This is a genomic window from Geodermatophilus arenarius (assembly GCF_042654585.1).
Taxonomy (GTDB): domain Bacteria; phylum Actinomycetota; class Actinomycetes; order Mycobacteriales; family Geodermatophilaceae; genus Geodermatophilus; species Geodermatophilus arenarius.
The window spans coordinates 160,973-179,412 of sequence record NZ_JBHSGR010000001.1 but is presented as its reverse complement, the minus strand read 5'-3'; the positions used below and the strand labels follow the sequence as shown (position 1 = coordinate 179,412).

17 protein-coding genes are annotated in these 18,440 nt (G+C 76.2%); 5 read left to right on the top strand and 12 right to left on the bottom strand.

Annotation, left to right across the window (positions count from 1 at the left end; translation table 11 throughout):
• Positions 1-53: 53 nt before the first annotated feature.
• The 3 genes from ACFO3M_RS00830 to ACFO3M_RS00820 all read right to left on the bottom strand — a co-directional run bounded on the left by ACFO3M_RS00830 (position 54) and on the right by ACFO3M_RS00820 (position 2,799).
• Positions 54-935: a polysaccharide deacetylase family protein gene (locus ACFO3M_RS00830; RefSeq protein ID WP_387985119.1), complete on the bottom strand. Its 882-nt coding sequence runs from the start codon at positions 933-935 to the stop codon at positions 54-56.
• Positions 936-1,003: 68 nt separating this feature from the next.
• Positions 1,004-1,990 (bottom strand): asparaginase, encoded by a 987-nt coding sequence (locus tag ACFO3M_RS00825; protein ID WP_387985117.1) that lies wholly within the window; start codon positions 1,988-1,990, stop codon positions 1,004-1,006.
• 101 nt (positions 1,991-2,091) lie between these two features.
• Complete coding sequence (locus ACFO3M_RS00820; RefSeq protein ID WP_387985114.1) at positions 2,092-2,799, bottom strand: class I SAM-dependent methyltransferase; 708 nt, start codon at positions 2,797-2,799, stop codon at positions 2,092-2,094.
• Between the two features lie 14 nt (positions 2,800-2,813).
• On the opposite strand from ACFO3M_RS00820, the gene ACFO3M_RS00815 reads away from it, so the two are divergent.
• Both ACFO3M_RS00815 and ACFO3M_RS00810 read left to right on the top strand, forming a co-directional pair.
• On the top strand, positions 2,814-4,643 hold the full coding sequence (locus ACFO3M_RS00815) for a CehA/McbA family metallohydrolase (RefSeq protein ID WP_387985854.1): 1,830 nt from the start codon (positions 2,814-2,816) through the stop codon (positions 4,641-4,643).
• Complete coding sequence (locus ACFO3M_RS00810) at positions 4,636-5,235, top strand: hypothetical protein (protein WP_387985111.1); 600 nt, start codon at positions 4,636-4,638, stop codon at positions 5,233-5,235. Before ACFO3M_RS00815 ends, ACFO3M_RS00810 begins: the two co-directional genes overlap by 8 nt.
• Positions 5,236-5,495: 260 nt before the next feature.
• Here ACFO3M_RS00810 and ACFO3M_RS00805 read toward each other — a convergent pair whose 3' ends face one another.
• Complete coding sequence (locus tag ACFO3M_RS00805) at positions 5,496-6,434, bottom strand: alpha/beta hydrolase (RefSeq protein WP_387985108.1); 939 nt, start codon at positions 6,432-6,434, stop codon at positions 5,496-5,498.
• A gap of 65 nt (positions 6,435-6,499) precedes the next feature.
• On the opposite strand from ACFO3M_RS00805, the gene ACFO3M_RS00800 reads away from it, so the two are divergent.
• Positions 6,500-7,297, top strand: coding sequence for an alpha/beta fold hydrolase (locus ACFO3M_RS00800; RefSeq protein WP_387985105.1), 798 nt, complete (start codon positions 6,500-6,502; stop codon positions 7,295-7,297).
• Positions 7,298-7,312: 15 nt separating this feature from the next.
• On the opposite strand, the gene ACFO3M_RS00795 is transcribed toward ACFO3M_RS00800, so the two are convergent.
• Complete coding sequence (locus ACFO3M_RS00795; protein ID WP_387985102.1) at positions 7,313-9,316, bottom strand: alpha-amylase family protein; 2,004 nt, start codon at positions 9,314-9,316, stop codon at positions 7,313-7,315.
• A gap of 175 nt (positions 9,317-9,491) precedes the next feature.
• On the opposite strand from ACFO3M_RS00795, the gene ACFO3M_RS00790 reads away from it, so the two are divergent.
• Positions 9,492-10,334, top strand: a complete 843-nt coding sequence (locus tag ACFO3M_RS00790; RefSeq protein WP_387985100.1) for a patatin-like phospholipase family protein — start codon at positions 9,492-9,494, stop codon at positions 10,332-10,334.
• Between the two features lie 87 nt (positions 10,335-10,421).
• Here the strand turns inward: ACFO3M_RS00790 and ACFO3M_RS00785 are convergent, their stop codons facing one another.
• A complete protein-coding gene (locus ACFO3M_RS00785) occupies positions 10,422-11,705 on the bottom strand; it encodes a PP2C family protein-serine/threonine phosphatase (RefSeq protein WP_387985097.1) in 1,284 nt (427 codons plus the stop codon).
• Positions 11,706-11,871: 166 nt separating this feature from the next.
• On the opposite strand from ACFO3M_RS00785, the gene ACFO3M_RS00780 reads away from it, so the two are divergent.
• Positions 11,872-12,234, top strand: coding sequence for a thioredoxin family protein (locus tag ACFO3M_RS00780; protein WP_387985094.1), 363 nt, complete (start codon positions 11,872-11,874; stop codon positions 12,232-12,234).
• 38 nt (positions 12,235-12,272) lie between these two features.
• On the opposite strand, the gene ACFO3M_RS00775 is transcribed toward ACFO3M_RS00780, so the two are convergent.
• The 6 genes from ACFO3M_RS00775 to ACFO3M_RS00750 form a co-directional block, all read right to left on the bottom strand.
• A complete protein-coding gene (locus ACFO3M_RS00775) occupies positions 12,273-14,180 on the bottom strand; it encodes a sugar phosphate isomerase/epimerase and 4-hydroxyphenylpyruvate domain-containing protein (RefSeq protein ID WP_387985092.1) in 1,908 nt (635 codons plus the stop codon).
• A 125-nt stretch (positions 14,181-14,305) separates the two neighbouring features.
• On the bottom strand, positions 14,306-14,926 hold the full coding sequence (locus ACFO3M_RS00770; protein ID WP_387985089.1) for a LutC/YkgG family protein: 621 nt from the start codon (positions 14,924-14,926) through the stop codon (positions 14,306-14,308).
• Positions 14,923-16,167, bottom strand: a complete 1,245-nt coding sequence (locus tag ACFO3M_RS00765) for a lactate utilization protein B (protein ID WP_387985086.1) — start codon at positions 16,165-16,167, stop codon at positions 14,923-14,925. The genes ACFO3M_RS00770 and ACFO3M_RS00765 overlap by 4 nt, the downstream gene beginning before the upstream one ends.
• 36 nt (positions 16,168-16,203) lie before the next feature.
• Positions 16,204-16,431, bottom strand: a complete 228-nt coding sequence (locus ACFO3M_RS00760) for a hypothetical protein (protein WP_387985083.1) — start codon at positions 16,429-16,431, stop codon at positions 16,204-16,206.
• Entirely contained in the window at positions 16,428-17,201 is a 774-nt protein-coding gene (locus ACFO3M_RS00755) for a (Fe-S)-binding protein (protein WP_387985081.1), read from the bottom strand. The genes ACFO3M_RS00760 and ACFO3M_RS00755 overlap by 4 nt, the downstream gene beginning before the upstream one ends.
• Positions 17,198-18,223 (bottom strand): LacI family DNA-binding transcriptional regulator, encoded by a 1,026-nt coding sequence (locus ACFO3M_RS00750; protein WP_387985078.1) that lies wholly within the window; start codon positions 18,221-18,223, stop codon positions 17,198-17,200. The genes ACFO3M_RS00755 and ACFO3M_RS00750 overlap by 4 nt, the downstream gene beginning before the upstream one ends.
• Positions 18,224-18,440: the final 217 nt, after the last annotated feature.

Sequence of the window (18,440 nt, the reverse complement as noted above, 5' to 3'; positions counted from 1 at the left end):
TTCGGCCGGCGGGCGCTCGGCGCCCGCCGGCGGCAGCTGGGGGGAGCCGGCCGTCAGTCCCGGCGGGGACGGCGCGCCGCGAAGTCGTCGGCGATCTGGTCGAAGGTCGTCCAGCGGACGCCCTCGTGGGCGTTGACGTGCTCGATGAGCCGCTCGAGCATGAGGAGCACCTGCGGCCGGCCGGACACGTCGGGGTGCACGGTGAAGGTGACCACCGCGTAGTCCATCTCCCGGTGGACCCAGTCGAACTGGTCCTGCCACATCTCGCCGAGGTGGCGGGGGCTGACGAAGCCGTGGCTGTTGGGGCTGGCCTTGATGAACATCATCGGCGGCAGGTCGTCGAGGTACCAGTTCGCCGGGATCTCGATCAGGTCGGTCTCCCGGCCCCGGACCAGCGGCTTCATCCAGGTGTCGGCCGGCCGGGAGTAGTCGATCTTCGTCCAGCTGTCGCCGACCCGGACGTAGTAGGGCTCGAAGTCCCGGTGCATGAGCGAGTGGTCGTACTTGATGCCGCGCTCGAGCAGCAGCTCGTTGGTGACGGGGGAGAACTCCCACCACGGGGCGACGTAGCCGGTGGGACGGCGGCCGGCGCGCTCCTCGATCAGCTCGATGCAGCGGTCGAGCACCGCGGACTCCTGCTCGCGGCTCATGGCGATGGGGTTCTCGTGGCTGTAGCCGTGGACGCCGATCTCGTGCCCGGCCGCCACGCAGGCGTCGAACTGCTCCGGGAACGTCTCGATGGAGTGGCCCGGCCAGAACCACGTGCTCGGCATCCCGTTGCGACGGAAGAGCTCGAGCATGCGAGGGACGCCGACCTCTCCGGCGAAGATGCCGCGCGAGATGTCGTCCGGCGAGTCCTCTCCGCCGTAGGACCCCAGCCAGCCGCCCACCGCGTCGACGTCGACGCCGAAGGCGCAGAGGATCTCCTTGGGCATGCACCTCTCCTCTCGGGTTCCCCGGACCGCGACCTGCAGCCGGGGTCGTTCCTGCCGGCCGGTGCCGGTCAGCCGGCGGTCCGGGCCCGCCACCCGGCGCGGACGGCATCCGGGTCCCGGTCCAGCCCCAGCAGGACGGCCAGCAGCACCCGCGCCTGGGAGGGCCGCAGCAGGCCGGCGGGGAGGGCGCCGGCGGCGAGCAGGTCGGTGCCGCCACCGTTCCCGTAGAGGGCGGCGACCGGGCCGGCCGCCACCCGCGTCGAGGTGACGACGACGACGCCGGCGTCGGTGAGCTCCCGGACGGCCCGGCAGACGACGGGGTTGGCGTTGCCGGCGCCCGTCGCCTCCAGGACGATCCCGCGGGCGCCGGCCGCCGCGAACGCGTGCAGCGCGGTGGCGTCGGCGTCGGGGTGGCAGGCGACGACGTCGACGCGGACACCGGACAGGTCGACGCGGGCGAGGTCGAGGGGAGCGGAGCGGCGGGCCGAGCGCTCGAGGAGGAGGGCGCCGTCCCGGACCCAGCCCAGCGGACCCGCGTCCGGCGCGGTGAAGGTGTCGGCCGCCAGCGTGTGGCCCTTGCGCGTGCCCCGTGCCGGGAACACGTGCCCGCCGAAGGCGATCAGGACGCCCTGGTCCCGGGCGGCCGGGCTCGCGGCGACGGTGGCCGCGTCGGCGAGGTTGCGCGGCCCGTCGCTGTCGGGGGCGTCCGCCGGCCGCTGGGCGCCGGTGAGCACGACCGGCCGGGGATCGCCGTGGACGAGGTCGAGGAGGAAGGCGGTCTCCTCGGTGGTGTCCGTGCCGTGCGTGACGACGACCCCGTCGACCTCCGGGTCGGCCAGCTCGCCGGCCACCGCGGACGCGACGGCGTGCACGCGCTCGAGCGTCATCAGGTAGCTACCGACCCGCAGCACGTCCCGGACCCTCAGGCGGACGCCGAGGTCCCCGGCCAGCCGGGCGACGAGGTCGGCCCCGCCGTCCTGCGCCGTCGACACCCCGCTCGCGTCGGCGCGGGTCGCGATCGTGCCGCCGGTCGCGAGCACCGTCACCAGGGACATGGGGAGACCTCCCGAACGCAGGTGTCGGGGACCGGGACGGGGTGCGCTGACGCCGCGTTCCGTGCGCCGGGACGCGGCGTCGGCGCACACGCTCCCGGCCGCTAGACCGCCGTGGCGGTGACGAACGTGCAGACGCCGTCGCCGGAGGTGGCCCGCTGCCGGATGCCGAGCAGCCGCAGCACCGCCATCTCCACGCGGTAGGCCAGCCGCATGGGCCCGGTGTAGAGGGTGTCGCCGGCGGTGGTGACCTCGATCCGGTCGAACCCGGCCAGCCGCACGTGCTCGGTGAGCATCCAGTCCGGCAGCAGCGTGATGTGGCCGGGGGAGTGGTAGTGGCTCGGGCCGAAGATGTAGGGCGCCCCGCGCAGCAGGGTCAGCAGCCGCGAGTGGGGGTGCGTGACGTTGGGGGTGCTCACCAGCAGCCGGCCGCCGGGGCGCAGCAGGGCCCGGATCGAGCGCAGCACCTGCCGCGGGTTCTCCACGTGCTCCAGCGTCTCCACGCACACCACCAGGTCGAACGGGCCGCGGGTCTCGTCGGTCCAGTCCGGGTCGTCGAGGTCGAGCCGGGCGATCCACTCGTGCGGCGGGTCGAGGTCGGTGGGGACGACGTCGACCCCGGCGTCGCGCAGCCGCAGCGCCAGCGCGCCGCAGCCGGAGCCGACCTCGAGCACCCGCCCGCCGTCGGGGAGCAGCGTCCGGACCAGGCTCGCGGCGTACTCGTGCACGCCGGGGGCCGCGTGGATGCCGTGCCCCTGGTAGGTGCGGACGGCGGCCGTGCGGCGGCCGTCGCGGTGCTGGACGTCGGTCACCCGTCCACCCTGGCATCCCCACGCCCGTCGCGCAGACGTCACGCCGGGCACCACGGTGTGTCATCGACGAGCCACCCGTCGGTCACCTCGGTCCTGAGGATGGGTCGGGGCCGGACCGCTCCCCGCGGCCGGCCCTCCTGTCGCCGCTCCCCGAGGAGAGACGTGTCCGGTCCACCACCACCACGACCACCACCACGGCCACGACCACGACCACGGGCACGACCACGGGCACGGGCCCGCCGCCTGGACGCCCTACGGCGACGTCTCGGTCCCCGACCGGGACCTCTCGCCCGGCGACCTCTCCCGCCGGCGGTTCCTGCAGGCGGCCGGGGTCCTCGGTCTGGCGGTCGGCGCGACGGTGGCCGGCGCGCCCCGGACCGCCCAGGCCGCCCCGCGCGGGGGGCAGCGGCGGCGCCGCCTCCTACACCTGGCTCAACGGGGACCACCACGTCCACACGCAGTACAGCTCCGACGGCCTCTACACCGTCCGCCAGCAGGTGGAGCAGGCCCGGCGCAACGGCGTCGACTGGATGGTCGTCACCGACCACGGCTCGGCCACGCACGCGCGCCTGGGCGTCGACCTGGTCAACCCCGACATCCGCGCCGCCCGGACGGCCCACCGGGACGTGCTGGTGTTCCAGGGGCTGGAGTGGAACATCCCGGCCGCCGAGCACGGCACCGTCTTCGTCGTCCCCAGCAGCGAGGAGGTCGCCGTCCTGCGGGAGTTCGAGCAGCAGTTCGACGGCTCCCTCGGCAACACGACCGAGGACCGCGCGGTGGCCGGCATCCGGTGGCTCGGCCAGCAGATGACGAACCGCCGCACCCCCAACGCGCTCTTCCTCGCCAACCACCCCGCCCGCAACGGCATCGACTCGCCGCACGAGCTCCGCGCGTGGCGCGACGCCGACCCGCGGGTCGCGATCGGCATGGAGGGCGCGCCCGGGCACCAGGCCGCCGGCATCCCGGCGCCGGAGGGCCCGGGCGAGGCGCGCGGCTACTACGGCAACAGCCCCCGGCCCGACAGCTTCCCCGGCTACCCCCTCGAGTCCTACCGGACCTTCGGCGGCTTCGACTGGATGACCGCCAAGGTCGGCGGCGTGTGGGACTCGCTGCTGGCGGAGGGCCGGCCCTGGTGGATCACCGCCAACTCCGACTCGCACTCGGTCTACCGCGACCAGCTCGTCCGTCCCGCGGGTGCGGACTCCAGCGAGTGGTTCACCGCCAACGGCCGCTACGGCGACCCGGTGGACGGCGGCGTCCCGCAGGTCGGCCGCGGTGACTTCTTCCCCGGCCACTACTCGCGGACGTGGGTGGGGGCGGCTAGCCGCGACTACGGCGCCGTCATGGACGGCCTGCGGGCCGGGCGCGCGTTCGTCGTCCACGGCGACCTCGTCGACGCCCTCGAGGTCAGCGTCCGGGGCGCCGGCGGCGGCGACGCACCGGCCACCCTGGGCGAGCAGCTGCGCGTGGGCCCCGGCGAGAACGTGCACGTGCAGGTCCGGATCACCCCGCGCCGCCGGCCCAACGCCCACGGCGACCTGCCGGTCCTGCGCCGGGTCGACCTGATCAGCGGCCCGATCACCGGCCCGGTGGCCGACCGGGACACCCAGACGGCGCCGGAGACCGCCGTCGTCGAGTCCTTCGAGGTCCGCGGCAACGGGCAGGTCGTGGTCAACCACGTGTTCCGGCGGGTCGACCGCCCGTTCTACCTGCGGCTGCGCGGGACCGACGGCAACTTCTCGGCGCCCGGCAGCATCGAGCCGCGGCAGGACCCCGACGGCAACAGCGACCCCTGGACCGACCTGTGGTTCTACTCGAACCCGGTGTTCGTCACCGTTGGCTGAGTCCCGCTCCGGCGACTGCTGGCTCGCCGTCTGCGGCGACACGGGCACCTCGCCGGCCGCGCTGGCCGAGGTCGAGCACCGGCTGCTCGACCTCGGCCGGCGGGTCGGCGCCACCGAGGTGGCGACGCACGTCGTGCGGTCGGCCGGCGGCAACCACCACGCCGGCTCGCTGCGGGCTCCCCGCTCGGCGGAGCTCGCAGCCGCCGTCGCGGCGTGGGCCCGCCCCGGGGACGCGGTGGTGGTCTCCGGGGACGGGGACGCCCCGTCGGCCGGGGACCCCGGGCACGTCGAGCACGCGGTCGCAGTCGGCCGCGCGCACCGGGAGCGGGCCTCCGGCCGGCTGGTCCGCTTCCCCGGCCAGGAGGACCTCCCCGGCCGGCTGCCACTGGCCGAGCTGACCACCCGGTCGGCGGTGCAGGCGGTCGACCTCGTCGGCGTCGCCGACGACCCGGGCCTGGTCCTGCGGACGCGCGAGCACGTGCGCCCGGAGTACCGCGACGGCGTCCTCGTGCTGCCGGTGGCCGCGTCGGGCGACGGCGAGGTCGTCCCGTTCGAGTCCCCGAGACAGCGGGACTGCTGCAGCGACCACTGAGGGACGGGAGCCCGAGGCGGGCCCGCGGTCGCCGGCCGGGTGCGGCGGCGTCCTCGGGAGACCGGACCGGCGGCACGTCCCGCGGTCGTGGCCAGGTCTGCCACCCGGAGGGTCCCGCGGGGCCCGTGGACCGACAGGGGCCATGGGCTCTGCCCACCGTGCGCGGTGACGGGAGCAGCCGCCCGGGCGTGCGGCAGGTGGTGGCAGGGCCGTGGGTGCGGGGAGCGGGCCCGGGCACCCCGCGACGCCGGGCGACACGGTCAGCGGCTGAACACCGCCGCCTGCTCCGCGCACAGCTCCGCCAGGGCCTGCGGCGCCGACCGGCACAGCCGCGGGAAGGCGAGGAACCCGTGCGGCATGCCGACGTACTCCGTCAGCCGGACGGGCACGCCCGCGTCCCGCAGCACCGCGGCGTAGCGCACGCCGTCGTCGCGGATGGGGTCGTGCTCGGCCACCTGGACCAGCGCCGGCGGGAGGCCCGCGTGGTCGGTGGCGAACAGCGGCGAGGCGTGCGGGTGGTGCGGGTCGCCGTCGCCGAGGTAGTGGTCGCGGAAGGCGCGGCAGTCGGCGCGGGTGAGGATCGGCGCGTGGGCGTTCTCGTCGATCGACGGGCTGCTCATCGTCAGGTCGACCGACGGGTAGACCAGCCCCTGGTGGGCGATCCGCGGGCCGGAGCGCTCCCGGGCCATCAGGCAGACGACGGCGGCCAGGTTGCCGCCCGCGCTGTCGCCCATCACCGCGACCCGCTCGGGGTCGGCGCCGAACTCGGCGGCCCGCTCCACGACGTCGGTCAGGGCGGCGTAGCAGTCCTCGGCCGCGGCCGGCCAGCGGTGCCCGGGCGCGAGCCGGTACTCGACCGAGACGACGACGGCGCCGACGGTGGCGGACACGCTGCTGCACAGCCAGTCCGCGGAGTCGAGGTTGCCCAGCGTCCAGCCGCCGCCGTGGAAGTTCACGACCAGCGGCAGGGGGCCGGTGGCCCACTCCGGCCGGTACGTGCGCACGGGCACCTTGCCGGCCTCGCCCCGTGCGGTCCCGTCGGTGAGCCGCACGCCCGGTGCCACGCCGCCGAGCAGCAGGTCGGTCACCGGGTTGTGCGGGACGCGCCGCTGCTGCGCCCTGCGCAGCCGCTCGCCGTCCATCCGCGTGATCGACGTCCGCGCGAGCAGCCGGCCCAGCAGCCGAACCCTCAGGTCCATCCGTGCCACGTGTCCTCCTCCGTGTGGTGCCGATGAGTGGTGCGCCGTCCGCCGGTCTCCCCGGCATGACGTACGAGACGGTCGCCTCGGCGGACGGCACCCGCATCGCCTACGAGGTCTGCGGGTCCGGGCCGCCGCTGGTCACCGTGTGCGGCGCGACGTGCGACCGCGCGCTGATGCGCCCCACGGCCCGGGCGCTCGGCGAGCGGTTCACGACGGTCGACTACGACCGGCGGGGCCGCGGCGACAGCGGCGACACCCTGCCGTACGCCGTCGAGCGGGAGGTCGAGGACCTCACCGCGCTGGTCGACGCGGTGGGCGGGCACGCGTCCCTCTACGGGCACTCCTCCGGCGCCGCCCTGGTGCTGCGCGCCGTCGGGGCGGGGCTGCCGGTGGACCGGTTCGTCCTCCACGACCCGCCCTTCGCCCCCGACGACCCCGCGTTCCGGGGCGAGAGCCGCACCTTCGCGGCCGGGATCCTGGACCTGCTGGCCGCCGGGGAGCGGGACGAGGCGGTGGACCGGTGGTGCCGCGGCACCGGGATGCCCGGCGAGGTGGTCGACGCGATGCGGGCGACGCCGCGGTGGGCGGAGCTGCTGGCCCTCGCCCCGACCCTCGCGTACGACCTGGCGGTGCTCGACTCGGTGCGGACCGGCGGCGCGGTGCCCGAGGACGTCGCCCGCCGCGCGGCGCGGCCCGGGCTCGTGCTGGTCGGCGGCGACAGCCCTCCGTTCATGCAGGAGGTGGCCCGGCGGCTGGCGGACCTCCTCCCGGCGGGCGCGCTGCGGGTGCTCCCCGCCTCCGGCCACGTCGTCGCTCCCGAGGTCCTGGCGCCGCTGGTCGCGGACTTCCTCCGCGGGTGAGGTGGTCCGCACCGGTCAGGGCTCGGCGAACCAGGCGGAGCCGAGGCCGGGGACCAGCAGCAGGCCGTCGCGGACGGGCAGGGGCCCGTCGCTGCCGTGCACCTGCGCGAACGTGCCGAACCCGGTGACGGTGTCGGCGTCGATCCGCTGCGGGTGCGGCGAGAAGTTGGCCACCCCGACGAACGTGCCGCCGCGCGGGTGCTGCCGCCGCCAGACCAGCACCGCGTCGTTGCCGACGTCGACCACCGTCGACTCCACCCCGCCGCGCAGCGCCAGCAGCGACCGGCGCACCTCCCCGAGCCGGCGGATCCCGGCCCACACCCGGCCCTCCAGCGTGGTCGGGTCGCCGCGGCGGGCCGCGGCCGCCCAGTCCATCGGCGGGCGGTGCATCCAGCGGTTGTCCGGCGCCCGCTCGGGCTCGGCGAGGTAGGAGCTGTCGTTGCGCAGCGCCAGCTCGTCGCCCATGTAGAGCAGCGGGACCCCGCCGAAGGCGTAGGCGACCGAGTACAGGAGCAGCAGCCGGCGCACCCCGGCGTCGAGGGCGACCGGGTCGTCGCGGTCGAGGGCGTCCTCGATGCCGCACAGCGACGCCGCCGACCCGGAGATCCGCGCGTCGCCGGTGACCGGGTTCTCCTGGAACAGCGCGCCGCGGGCGAAGGAGCCGGGGAAGCGGCCGGCGTAGAAGTCGTTGAGGAACCGGCGGTGGGCGAACCCGTCGAGGCCCACGGCGGCGGCGTCCTCGTCGGTGATCGCCCAGCCGATGTCGTCGTGGCCGCGCACGTAGGTGCACCAGGTGGTCGTGGGCGGGATCGGCCGCATCCGGCGCAGCGCCTGCCGGGCCAGCCGGACGTCCTGGGTGGCCAGGCTGCTCCACAGCAGCACCATGAGCGAGTTGTGGTAGGCCAGCTCGCACTCGGGCCGGTAGCGGTCGTGGCCGCCGAGGTAGGCCACCAGGTCGTCGGGGGAGACGATCGCCTCCGCCTTGAACACCACGCCGGGAGCGGCCAGCCGGGTCAGCGCGTGCAGCAGCTGCAGGAGGGTGTGCCCCTCGGGCTGGTTCTGGCAGCTGGTGCCCAGCCGCTTCCACATGAACGGGACGGCGTCCATCCGGAAGACGTCGACGCCGCGGTTGGCCAGCCAGGCGATCTCACCGGCCATCGCCAGCGTCACCTCGGGGTTGGTGTAGTCGAGGTCCCACTGGTACGGCCAGAACGTCGTCCACACCCAGCCGCCGGCGCCGCCGAGCGCCTCGGGCACCCAGCTGAACGAGCCGGGGGCCCGGTCGGGGAAGACCTCCGGGATCGTCGCGTCGTAGGCGTCGGGCATCTCCCGGTCGGGGAAGGCGGTGTAGAAGCCGGCGTACGCGGGGTCGCCGGCCAGCCAGCCCTGCGCCCAGGGGTGCTCGCGGGCGGTGTGGTTGAGCACGAGGTCGATGCACAGCGCCATCTCCCGCTCGTGCAGCGCGGCCGCGACCGCCTCGAGGTCGGCCATGGTGCCCAGCCGCGGGTCGACCGCGCGGTAGTCGGCCACCGCGTAGCCACCGTCGTTCTCGCCCTCGCGCGGGCGCAGCAGCGGCATCAGGTGCAGGTAGGTGGTGCCCAGCTCGGCGAGGTGGCCGAGCCGGCCGGGCAGCTCGGCGAGGGTGCCGCAGAACCGGTCGACGTAGCAGACGTAGCCCTGCACCCGGGCCCGCTGGAACCACGCCGGGTCGATCTCCCGCCGCCGGTCGATCCGCCGCAGCGGCTCCGGGCGCTCGGCCGCCGCGGCCAGCGCGGCGCGCAGCCCGCGGGCGAACAGGTCGTCGGCGGCGTCCCCGTACAGGACGGCCAGCGGCTCGTGGACGTCGTGCAGCGCCAGGTCGGCCCGGGCCAGGAAGGCGTCCGCCTCCGCCTCGCCCAGGACGGCGACCGCCTCGTCGGCGAGCTGCGGCCGCAGCGCCGCCCACGCCCGCCGGGCCCCGGCCCGCAGCTGTTCGGCTCCCGGCTGCTCGGCTCCTGGCTGCCCGGCCCCCGCGCTCATGGACCCTGCGTAGCGTGTCCGGGCCGCACGTGCACCCGGGCGACCCGGGTGGAGGGGGGGCGGGTCGACCGTGCGCCGCCGGCGACGCCAGACTGGCGCCCGTGATCCCCTCCCTCCCCCCGCTCCGTGACTGCCCGACGGACGGCCGTCGGCGCCGGCGTCCCGGAGTCCTGAGGTGAGCCGCGCACTGGTCCTCGGCGGCGGTGGCATCGCCGGGATCGCCTGGGAGATCGGGCTGCTGTCCGGGCTGGCCGAGGCCGGGGTCGACGTCCGGGACGCCGACCTGGTGGTGGGCACCTCGGCCGGCTCGATCGTCGGCACGCTGCTGCGCACCGGCCACGACCTCGAGCAGCTCCACGCCGCGCAGCTCGGCCCGGTGCCGGCGACCGAGCGGGCGGTGCAGTTCGACGGGGCGGCCTTCTTCGCCTCGTTCGCCGCCGCGCTGGCCGGTGCGACCGGCGAGCAGGACGCGCGCGCCCGGATCGGCGCACTCGCGCTGCGCGCGCAGACCGTGCCCGAGTCCGAGCGGCGCGCGGTCATCGGCGCGCGGATCGGCGCACCGGAGTGGCCCGCGCAGCGGCTCGTGGTGACCGCCGTCGACACCGCGGACGGGGAGTTCCTCGCCGTCGACCGCGACACCGGGTTCCCGCTGCTCGACGCCGTCGCCGCGTCCTGCGCGGTTCCGGGCGTCTACCCGCCGATCACGATCGGGGAGCGGCGGTTCATGGACGGCGGGATGCGCTCGGCGACCAACGCCGACCTCGCGGCCGGCTGCGACACGGTGCTCGTGGTCGCGCCGATGGCGGGGATCGCGGGCAGCCCGCTGGGTCCGTCGCTGGACGACGAGCTGGCGACGCTGCGGCGGGAGGGGAAGGCGCACCTGGTGCTCGCCGACGAGGCCGCGGTGCGCGCCTTCGGCACCAACCCGCTCGACCCCGCCACCCGCGAGCCCTGCGCCCGCGCCGGCCGCGCCCAGGCCGCGCGCGTCGCCGACGAGGTCCGCGCCTTCTGGGGCTGACGCCGTCCCGCGTCGGGTGGTCACCTGCCGGGGTCACCGCAGGCCGGTGACCCCGGCAGGTGACCACCCGGTGGGCGGTGAGCGGCCTCAGCCGGGCAGGACGCGGACGGCGAGCACGGCGACGTCGTCGTCGGTGCGGCCGGGCAGGGCGCGGGTGAGCAGCCGGTCGCACAGGGCGTCCGCGGCCAGCCCGGACAGCCCGGACAGCGCCTCGGCGGCGGCCGCGAGACCCTCGTCGATGCCCTGCCGGCCGACCTCGACCAGCCCGTCGGTGACCAGCACCAGCGTCTCGCCGGGTGCGATCGCCGCCTCGTGGTCGCGGCGCAGGCCGGGCTCGTCGGTGCCGAGCAGCCGCTCGGGCGGGGTCTCGAGCAGCCGCACCGCGTCGTCGGCACCGAGCACCAGCGGCGGCAGGTGACCGGCCGACGACCAGCGCAGCAGCCGGCCGGAACCACCGGGCGCGGGCGCCAGGTGGGCGACCAGCGCGGTGGCCAGCGTGCCGACGTGCAGGCCGGCCAGCACCCGGTCGACGCGGTCGAGGGTCCGCGCCGGCCCGTCGGGGGAGTCGTAGGCGAGCGTGCGCACCGCGCTGCGCAGCTGCGCCATCGCCGCGGCGGCCTCGACGCCGTGCCCGGCGACGTCGCCGATGACCAGCACCGTGGTCCCGTCGGGACGGGGGAACGCGTCGTACCAGTCACCGCCGACCAGGTGCTGCGACACCGCGGGCCGGTAGCGGACGGCGACCTCGAGGCCGGGCGGCTGCGGCGGCGGGGTGAGCAGGCTGTGCTGCAGCGTCTCGGCCGCCCGCAGCTGGCGGCCGTAGAGCCGGGCGTTGTCCAGCGCCAGCGCCCCGCGGCGGGCGACCTCGACGGCGAGCGCGACGTCGGCGGGCCCGGCCGGCGGCCGGTCGCCGCACCGGACGAGGGACAGGACGCCGAAGCCCGAGCCGCGCGCCTGCAGCGGGACGAACAGGCTCGACCGGGGGTCCAGCCGCTCCCACGCCGCGCGCACCGGACCCTGGGGCAGGGACTCCGGGCCGAGGTCCGCCTCGATGCGCTCCAGCTGCACGGGCTCGCCGGACGCGAGCGCCGAGGCGAGCGCGGCCTGGTCGCGCGGGGCGGTGACCCGCCCGGCGAGGTAGGTGTCGACGTCGTCGAGGCGCCGGGGGTCCCGGTGCGCGCGGGCGGAGCGGCCGGGGGCGCCGTCCCCGGCGAGCAGGGTGACGGTGGCCCAGTCGGCGAGGACCGGCACGACGAGGCGGGCGAGCTGGTCGGCCGTGGTGCCGGTGTCCAGGCTCTGCGTCAGGGACTCGGTGACCTCGGCGAGGTAGCGGTAGCGCTCGACGTCACCGGTCCCGTCGTCGCTGCTCACCCCGGCTCCGTCCCGGCTCCCCGTCCGCAGGCGCCGGGTACGGAGCGTACGGCAGCGGTCACCAGCCGAGCCCGCGCCGGCGCCGCACCCGAGACGCCGGCGAGGGGTGCCGCGGCTGTGCGGCGGGGGGCCGGGGGCCACACTGGGGGAGGAGACGGGAGGGGACATGACGACGGCGACCATCGGCGCGGCCGACTTCCCGGCGGCGGTGTCCGCGCCGGGCATCGTGCTGGTCGACTTCCGGACGTCGCGGTCGGGCAGCAGCCGCGCGTTCACCGCGGTGTTCGACCAGGCCGCGGCGCGGCACCCGGACCTGCGCTTCACCGCCGTCGACACCGAGGCCGAGGCCGCGCTGGCGGCCGAGCTGGGCGTGCGGTCGGCGCCGACGCTGCGGGTCTACCGCGACGGCGTGCTGGTCTTCGCCGAGCCGGGGTGGATCCCCGCGGACTCCCTCGACCTGCTGGTCGAGACGATCCGCGCGCTCGACATGCCCGCCGTCCGGGCGCTGTACCCGGAGCCGATCGACTGAGCGCGGACGCCGCCGCCCGCGAGCGGTGGCGGCGGAGGTCAGGCCCGGCGACCGACGGGGCAGGGCGTGCCCGCCACCGGGGCGGCGGCGACGGGGGACCGCCCGCCCGCCCTGCGCCGGTGCCCTGCCATGCGTGCGGGAGCGTCCGCGGCGCCGTAGCCGTCGTAGCGTCCCAGTCGCTGGACCACCAGGAAGAAGACCCGGTCGCCGACCAGCTCGGTGGCCACGTGCAGGTAGCCGCCGTCCCCGTCCTCGTCGTACATCAGGCCGTGCTCGCGGACGACCGCCAGCAGGTCCGGGTCCGGGTCGAGCCGGGTCTCCAGGTCGTCGGCGTAGTTGACCGGTGGGGGCAGCAACGGGGCACCGGCCGCGCGCAGCGCCCGGACCGTGGCGACGACGTCGTCGGTGGCGAACGCGACGTACTGCGGTTCCGGGACCTCGGACGCCCACTCACCGCGGCGCAGGACCGGCACGGTGAGCGCCAGCCGCACGGCCCGGTCCGGGCCGGCGATCCCGCGGGTGCGCAGGAGGCCCGACGGGCCGGGGACGTCGGCCTCGCCGTGCGCCTCCAGCCCCAGGACCGCGCGGTGGAACAGGGTGGTCCTCTCGACGTCGTCGGGCGTCACGGTGAGGCCGACGTGGTCGATGCGGGTCAACCCGCTGCCGGCCCCCGGCCGTTCACCCGTCGGGACGAAGCCCTCCGACGCGGGAGGCGTGCACCGGATCTCCGTGCCGTCGGGTGCGGCCACCGCCCAGGACCCGGTCCCGGCGGCGCCGGAGCCGCGCTCCGCCACCGGGGCGCCCATCGCCCGCGCCCGGTGGGCCGACCGGACGGGATCGGTGCTCGCGACCCCGAGGGACGTGAGGGCGACGGCGCCCCGCCGGGACGGCTGGCTCCGCCGGGAGTCGACGAGCAACCGGGCCCCGCCCTGCTCCCACACGGCGACGGGCTCGGTCCGGGAACGGGCGGTGCGGGTGAAACCGAGCGAGGTGAGGACCTCCGAGAGCCGGGACGCGGAGGTCCCGTCGGCGGTCAGCCCGGCGAACGACCAGCCGGTCAGGTCCGGTGCCGGAGGGGGCAGGAGCGCGCCACTGCCCGGGTGGTCGCGCGCCACCACCTCCTCCAGCCACCGCAGCGAGCGCATGGCGTCGGCCGCCGTGCAGGTGGGTGCGGACGAGCGGTGGACGTCGTTGAAGGTCTCGAGCGACAGCGGCCCGGTGTAGCCGGCGGCGAGGACGGCCCCGAGGAACCCCGGCAGGTCGAAGGCCCCCTGCCCCGGGAAGAGCCGGTGGTGGCGGCTCCACTGCAGCACGTCCATCCGCAGGTCGGGCGCGTCGGCCAGCTGCACGGAGAAGATCTTGTCGCCGGGGACCGCGGTGATGCCGGCGAGGTCCCCGTCCCGCGCGAAGACGTGGAAGCTGTCCAGGCACAGTCCCAGCGCCGGGTGACCGGCCCGGCGGACCACCTCCCAGCTGCGCTCCCACGTGGAGACGTGGGTGCCCCACGCCAGGGCCTCGTAGGCGACCCGGAGCCCACGCCGCTGCGCCCGGTCGGCCGCCTCGGCCAGCTGGGCGGCCAGCCGGTCGAGGTCCTGCACCGCGTCGGCCGCGACGGACGAGACGACCAGGAGCGTCTCGGTGCCGAGGGCGGCCACCACGTCGAGGGTGCGCTCGACGCGGCGCAGGTTGCGCGCGAAGCGGTCCGGATCGGTGGAGTCCAGGTCGCGGAACGGCTGGAGGAGGTCGATCGACAGGCCGAGGTCCGCACAGCGGCCGGCCACCTCCGCCGGTGTCCACGCCGCGGACACCAGGTCCGGCTCGCACAGCTCCACGCCGTCGAAGCCCGCCGACGCGGCCGCGTCGAGTTTGTCCTCGAGCAGTCCGGACAGACAGACCGTCGCGATCGACCGGCGGCGCCGGGTGATCGACTGCACTGGAGCGGTCACTCAGGACCGCGGGCCGGGGAGGTGGTCGAGGGACGGCGCACCGTCGGAGGATGACCGCTGGTCCTCCGCGCAGCAAGGCGGTGCCACACCGGACCGCCCGCTCGGGGGACGTGCCAGGCGCCCGGTCAGCCGGCGAGGACGACCACGAGGGTGCGCGGGCCGTGCACGCCCTCGACCCGCTGCAGCTCGATGTCGCTGGTCGCCGACGGGCCGCTGACCATCGTCAGCGGGGCGACCGGGTCCAGCCGGGCCAGGGCGTCGGGCACGTCGGGCACCACCTGCGCGGCCTCGACCACGCAGACCAGGACGTCGGGCAGCAGGGACAGCGCCCGGCGTCCCGACAGCGGCGCCCCGTCGAGCACCAGCGTGCCGGTCTCGGCGACCGCCGTCGCCACGCCGGTGAGCGTCGCGGCGAACGCGGCGAGCTCCACCGCGGGCCGGCCGTCGTCCTCGGCCGAGCCGGAGGGCCGCCAGGCGGCCGGCACCCCGGGGGCGACGACGACACCGGCCGGGTCCCAGCCGGTGCCCAGTGCCGTGTCGAGCGCGCGGACGACGGTCGCCGGGACGTCGGCCGGCGCGCACCGGAGCACCGTGGCGCGGTAGTCCTCCACCCGTTCGGCGAGCAGGTCCAGCAGCTCGGCCGCCGGCAGCTCGCGCGGCGCCGGCACCGGCGGGACGGCGACCGACGGCCGGTCGGTCCCGAGCGCCGTCCGGATCCGGCCGAGCACCTCCTCGCGCGCGCTCACCGGCCGTGCTCCTCGTTCCACTGCTGCACGAACGTCCTCCCCGGCGGGGTGGGCAGGTCGCGGGTGCGGGTCCAGGCGCTCGCCGGCGGCGGCAGCGCGGCCGGCAGCGTCGGCCTCCCCCGGGCGAACAGCCGTGCGAGCCCGGCCGCGCGCTGCGCGAGGTGCCACAGCCGCGGGTTGCTCATCACCCGCGACAGCCCGCGGAAGGCGACCGCCTCGGCGGTGGGCCGCTCCCCGTCCCTGGCGACCGCCTCGACGTGCTCGGCGCGCAGGTGCACGAGGATCGACGGGATGTCGATCGCCACCGGGCACACGTCGTAGCAGGCGCCGCACAGCGACGACGCGTACGGCAGCGAGGCGTTGTCCTCGACGCCGGTGAGCTGCGGGGACAGCACCGCGCCGATCGGGCCGGGGTACACCGAGCCGTAGGCGTGCCCGCCGGTGCGCTCGTACACCGGGCACACGTTCAGGCAGGCCGAGCAGCGGATGCAGTGCAGCGCCTCGCGGCCCACCTCGTCGGCGAGCACCGCCGTCCGGCCGTTGTCGAGCAGGACGAGGTGGAACTCCTGCGGCCCGTCGCCGGGGGTCACGCCGGCCCACAGCGAGGTGTAGGGGTTCATCCGCTCGCCGGTGGAGGAGCGGGGGAGCAGCTGCAGGAAGACCCCGAGGTCCTCCCACCGCGGCACGACCTTCTCGATGCCCATGACGGTGATCAGCGTCTGCGGGAGGGTCAGGCACATCCGGCCGTTGCCCTCGCTCTCGACGACGGCGAGCGTGCCGGTCTCGGCGACGGCGAAGTTGGCCCCGCTGACGGCGACCCGGGCGCGCAGGAACCGCTCGCGCAGGTGGGCGCGGGCGGCCATCGCCAGCTGCCGCGGCTCGTCGGTCAGGCCGGGGTCGACGCCGGGGATGGTGCGGCTGAAGATCTCGCGGATCTCCGAGCGGTTCTTGTGGATCGCCGGCACGAGGATGTGCGACGGCGTGTCCTCGCCCAGCTGGACGATCAGCTCGGCCAGGTCGGTCTCGACCGCGCTGATCCCCGCGGTCTCCAGCGCCTCGTTGAGGCCGATCTCCTGGGTGGCCATCGACTTGACCTTGACCACCTCGTCGCTGCCGGTGGCCCGCACCAGGTCGGTGACGATGCGGTTGGCCTCGGCGGCGTCGCGGGCCCAGTGCACCGTGCCGCCGCGCGCGGTCACCTGCCGCTCGAGCTCCTCGAGGTGCTCGTCGAGCCGGGCCATGGTGGCGGCCTTGAGCGCCCTGCCGGCCTGGCGCAGCTACTCCCAGTGCGGCACCTCCGAGACGACGGCGGCGCGCTTGCCGCGGATCGTCGTCGTGGCCCGGCCGAGGTTGGCGCGCAGCTGCCCGTCGCGCAGGGCCGTGCGGGCGGCGTCGGGGAACGGCTGCGTGCCGCGCAGGTGGCCGACGCCGCGAGGGGCGGTCGGCAGGCCGAGGAACGTCGTCCCGGATCGGGGGGCGCCCGGGGCGAGCGGCGTCGCGCTCACGCCGGGACCGCGGGGGCGGTGGTCTGGTCGGGGCTCACGTTCTCCTCCGTCGAGGCGAGGATCTCGGCCAGGTGCACCGTCCGGGTGCCCGAGCGCAGCCGGGACAGCCCGCCGCCGATGTGCATCAGGCAGGAGGCGTCGCCGGCGGTGCACACCTCGGCGTGCGTGGACAGCACGTTCGCCATCTTGTCGGTGAGCATCGCCGTCGAGGTGTCGGCGTTCTTCACCGCGAAGGTGCCGCCGAACCCGCAGCAGGACTCCGCGCCGGGCAGCTCCACCAGCTCCAGCCCGCGGACGGCGCGCAGCAGCCGCAGCGGCCGGTCGCCCACCCGCAGCAGGCGCAGCGAGTGGCAGGTCGGGTGGTAGGTGACGCGGTGCGGGTAGTAGGCGCCGACGTCGGTCACGCCGAGCACGTCGACGAGGAACTGCGACAGCTCGTGGGTGCGCGCGGCCAGGGCCTCCGCCTCGGCGGCCAGCCCCTCCTCGCCCGCGCGGCGGGCGACGGCGGCCTGCTGGTGGTGGATCGAGGCCACGCACGACCCCGACGGCGCCACGACCGCCTCCGCCCCGGCGAACGCCCGCACGTGGTTGGCCACGATCGGCACCGCCTCGCGCCGGTAGCCGGTGTTGACGTGCATCTGCCCGCAGCAGGCCTGCGTCGGCGGCACGACCACCTCGTGGCCCAGCCGCTCCAGCAGCCGCGCGGTGGCCAGGGCGACCTGCGGCACCACCGTGTCCACCAGGCAGGTGGCGAACAGCGCGACCCTCACGGGGTCCCCTCTCTGTCGCGGAAGACCATGCTCGACTCGCGGACCACGAGCGTCGGCTCGAAGACCTCCTGCACGTGCACGTGCCCCTCGCCGCGCGCCTCGTCCAGCAGCAGCTCGGCGGCCCGCGACCCCAGCGCCGCCCGCGGCTTGCGCACCGAGGTCAGCGGGACCGCGGCGGCCGCGGCGAAGTCGATGTCGTCGTAGCCGACGATCGCGAAGTCGTCGGGCACCCGCACGCCCTGGCGGACCATCTCCTGCAGCACGCCGAGGGCCAGCAGGTCGTTGGCGCACACCGCGGCGGTGGGCCGGCGGGCGGCGGGCAGCCCGACGATGCGGGCGGCGGCCTCGCGGCCGCCGTCGACGGTGAGGTGCTCGGGGGAGAGGACCAGCAGCGCGTCGTCGTCCCCGGTGGCCTCCCGGACGGCGACCACGACGCCGGCGTGCCGCTCCTGCACCTGCGGCAGCCCGGAGGCACCGCCGATGAAGGCGATCCGCCGGTGCCCGCGCTCGAGCAGGTGCTCGGCGGCCAGCCGGCCCCCGAGGACGTCGTCGACGGCGACCGCGCACTGGTCGGGGCCGGGCGCGCGCCGGTCGACCAGCACCACCGGCACCCCGCGGCGGCGCAGCGAGTCCAGGTGCGGCGACAGCTCCGCGGTCGGGGTGATGAGGACGCCCTGCACCCGCTGCTCGGCGAGCACGTCGAGGTGGGCGGCCTCCTTCTCCGGGCGGTCGTCGGAGTTGCACAGGATCACCGCGAGGCCGGCCGGGTCGACGACGTCGTCCACGCCGCGCGCGACGTCGGTGAAGAACGGGTTGGCGATGTCGAGGACGACCAGGCCGATGGTCCGGCTGTGCCCGGCGCGCAGGTGGCGGGCCGACTCGTTGCGGACGAAGCCGAGCGCGGCGATCGCGTCGAGCACCCGCTCGCGGGTCGGCCCGCTCACCACCTCGGGGCGGTTGAGCACGTTGCTCACCGTCCCGACCGAGACGCCGGCCTGCTCGGCGACGTCGCGGATGCTCACCGGCACGGCGTCTCCTCAGGGGGTCGGGGCGGGTGACGGGGGACACCGTCCGGCAGCGATGGTCGCCCGTGTACTGAAACGTGTCAAACACCGGTCACGGGCCGGACACGCGGTGTTGACACGTCTCGAAACGCCTCCCTATGGTCTGCGCCACAGCACGCCTGAATCGTTTCACAAACGGAGGTGGTCGTCGTGGACCACGCCTCGGCGCCACCCG

What these genes read in the sequence shown, in the direction of transcription:
- ACFO3M_RS00830 (WP_387985119.1), bottom strand. Translation starts at nt 935, where the DNA reads ATGCCCAAGGAGATCCTCTGCGCCTTCGGCGTCGACGTCGACGCGGTG.
- ACFO3M_RS00825 (WP_387985117.1), bottom strand. Translation starts at nt 1,990, where the DNA reads ATGTCCCTGGTGACGGTGCTCGCGACCGGCGGCACGATCGCGACCCGC.
- ACFO3M_RS00805 (WP_387985108.1), bottom strand. Translation starts at nt 6,434, where the DNA reads ATGGACCTGAGGGTTCGGCTGCTGGGCCGGCTGCTCGCGCGGACGTCG.
- ACFO3M_RS00800 (WP_387985105.1), top strand. Translation starts at nt 6,500, where the DNA reads ATGACGTACGAGACGGTCGCCTCGGCGGACGGCACCCGCATCGCCTAC.
- ACFO3M_RS00795 (WP_387985102.1), bottom strand. Translation starts at nt 9,316, where the DNA reads ATGAGCGCGGGGGCCGGGCAGCCAGGAGCCGAGCAGCCGGGAGCCGAA.
- ACFO3M_RS00780 (WP_387985094.1), top strand. Translation starts at nt 11,872, where the DNA reads ATGACGACGGCGACCATCGGCGCGGCCGACTTCCCGGCGGCGGTGTCC.
- ACFO3M_RS00765 (WP_387985086.1), bottom strand. Translation starts at nt 16,167, where the DNA reads ATGGCCCGGCTCGACGAGCACCTCGAGGAGCTCGAGCGGCAGGTGACC.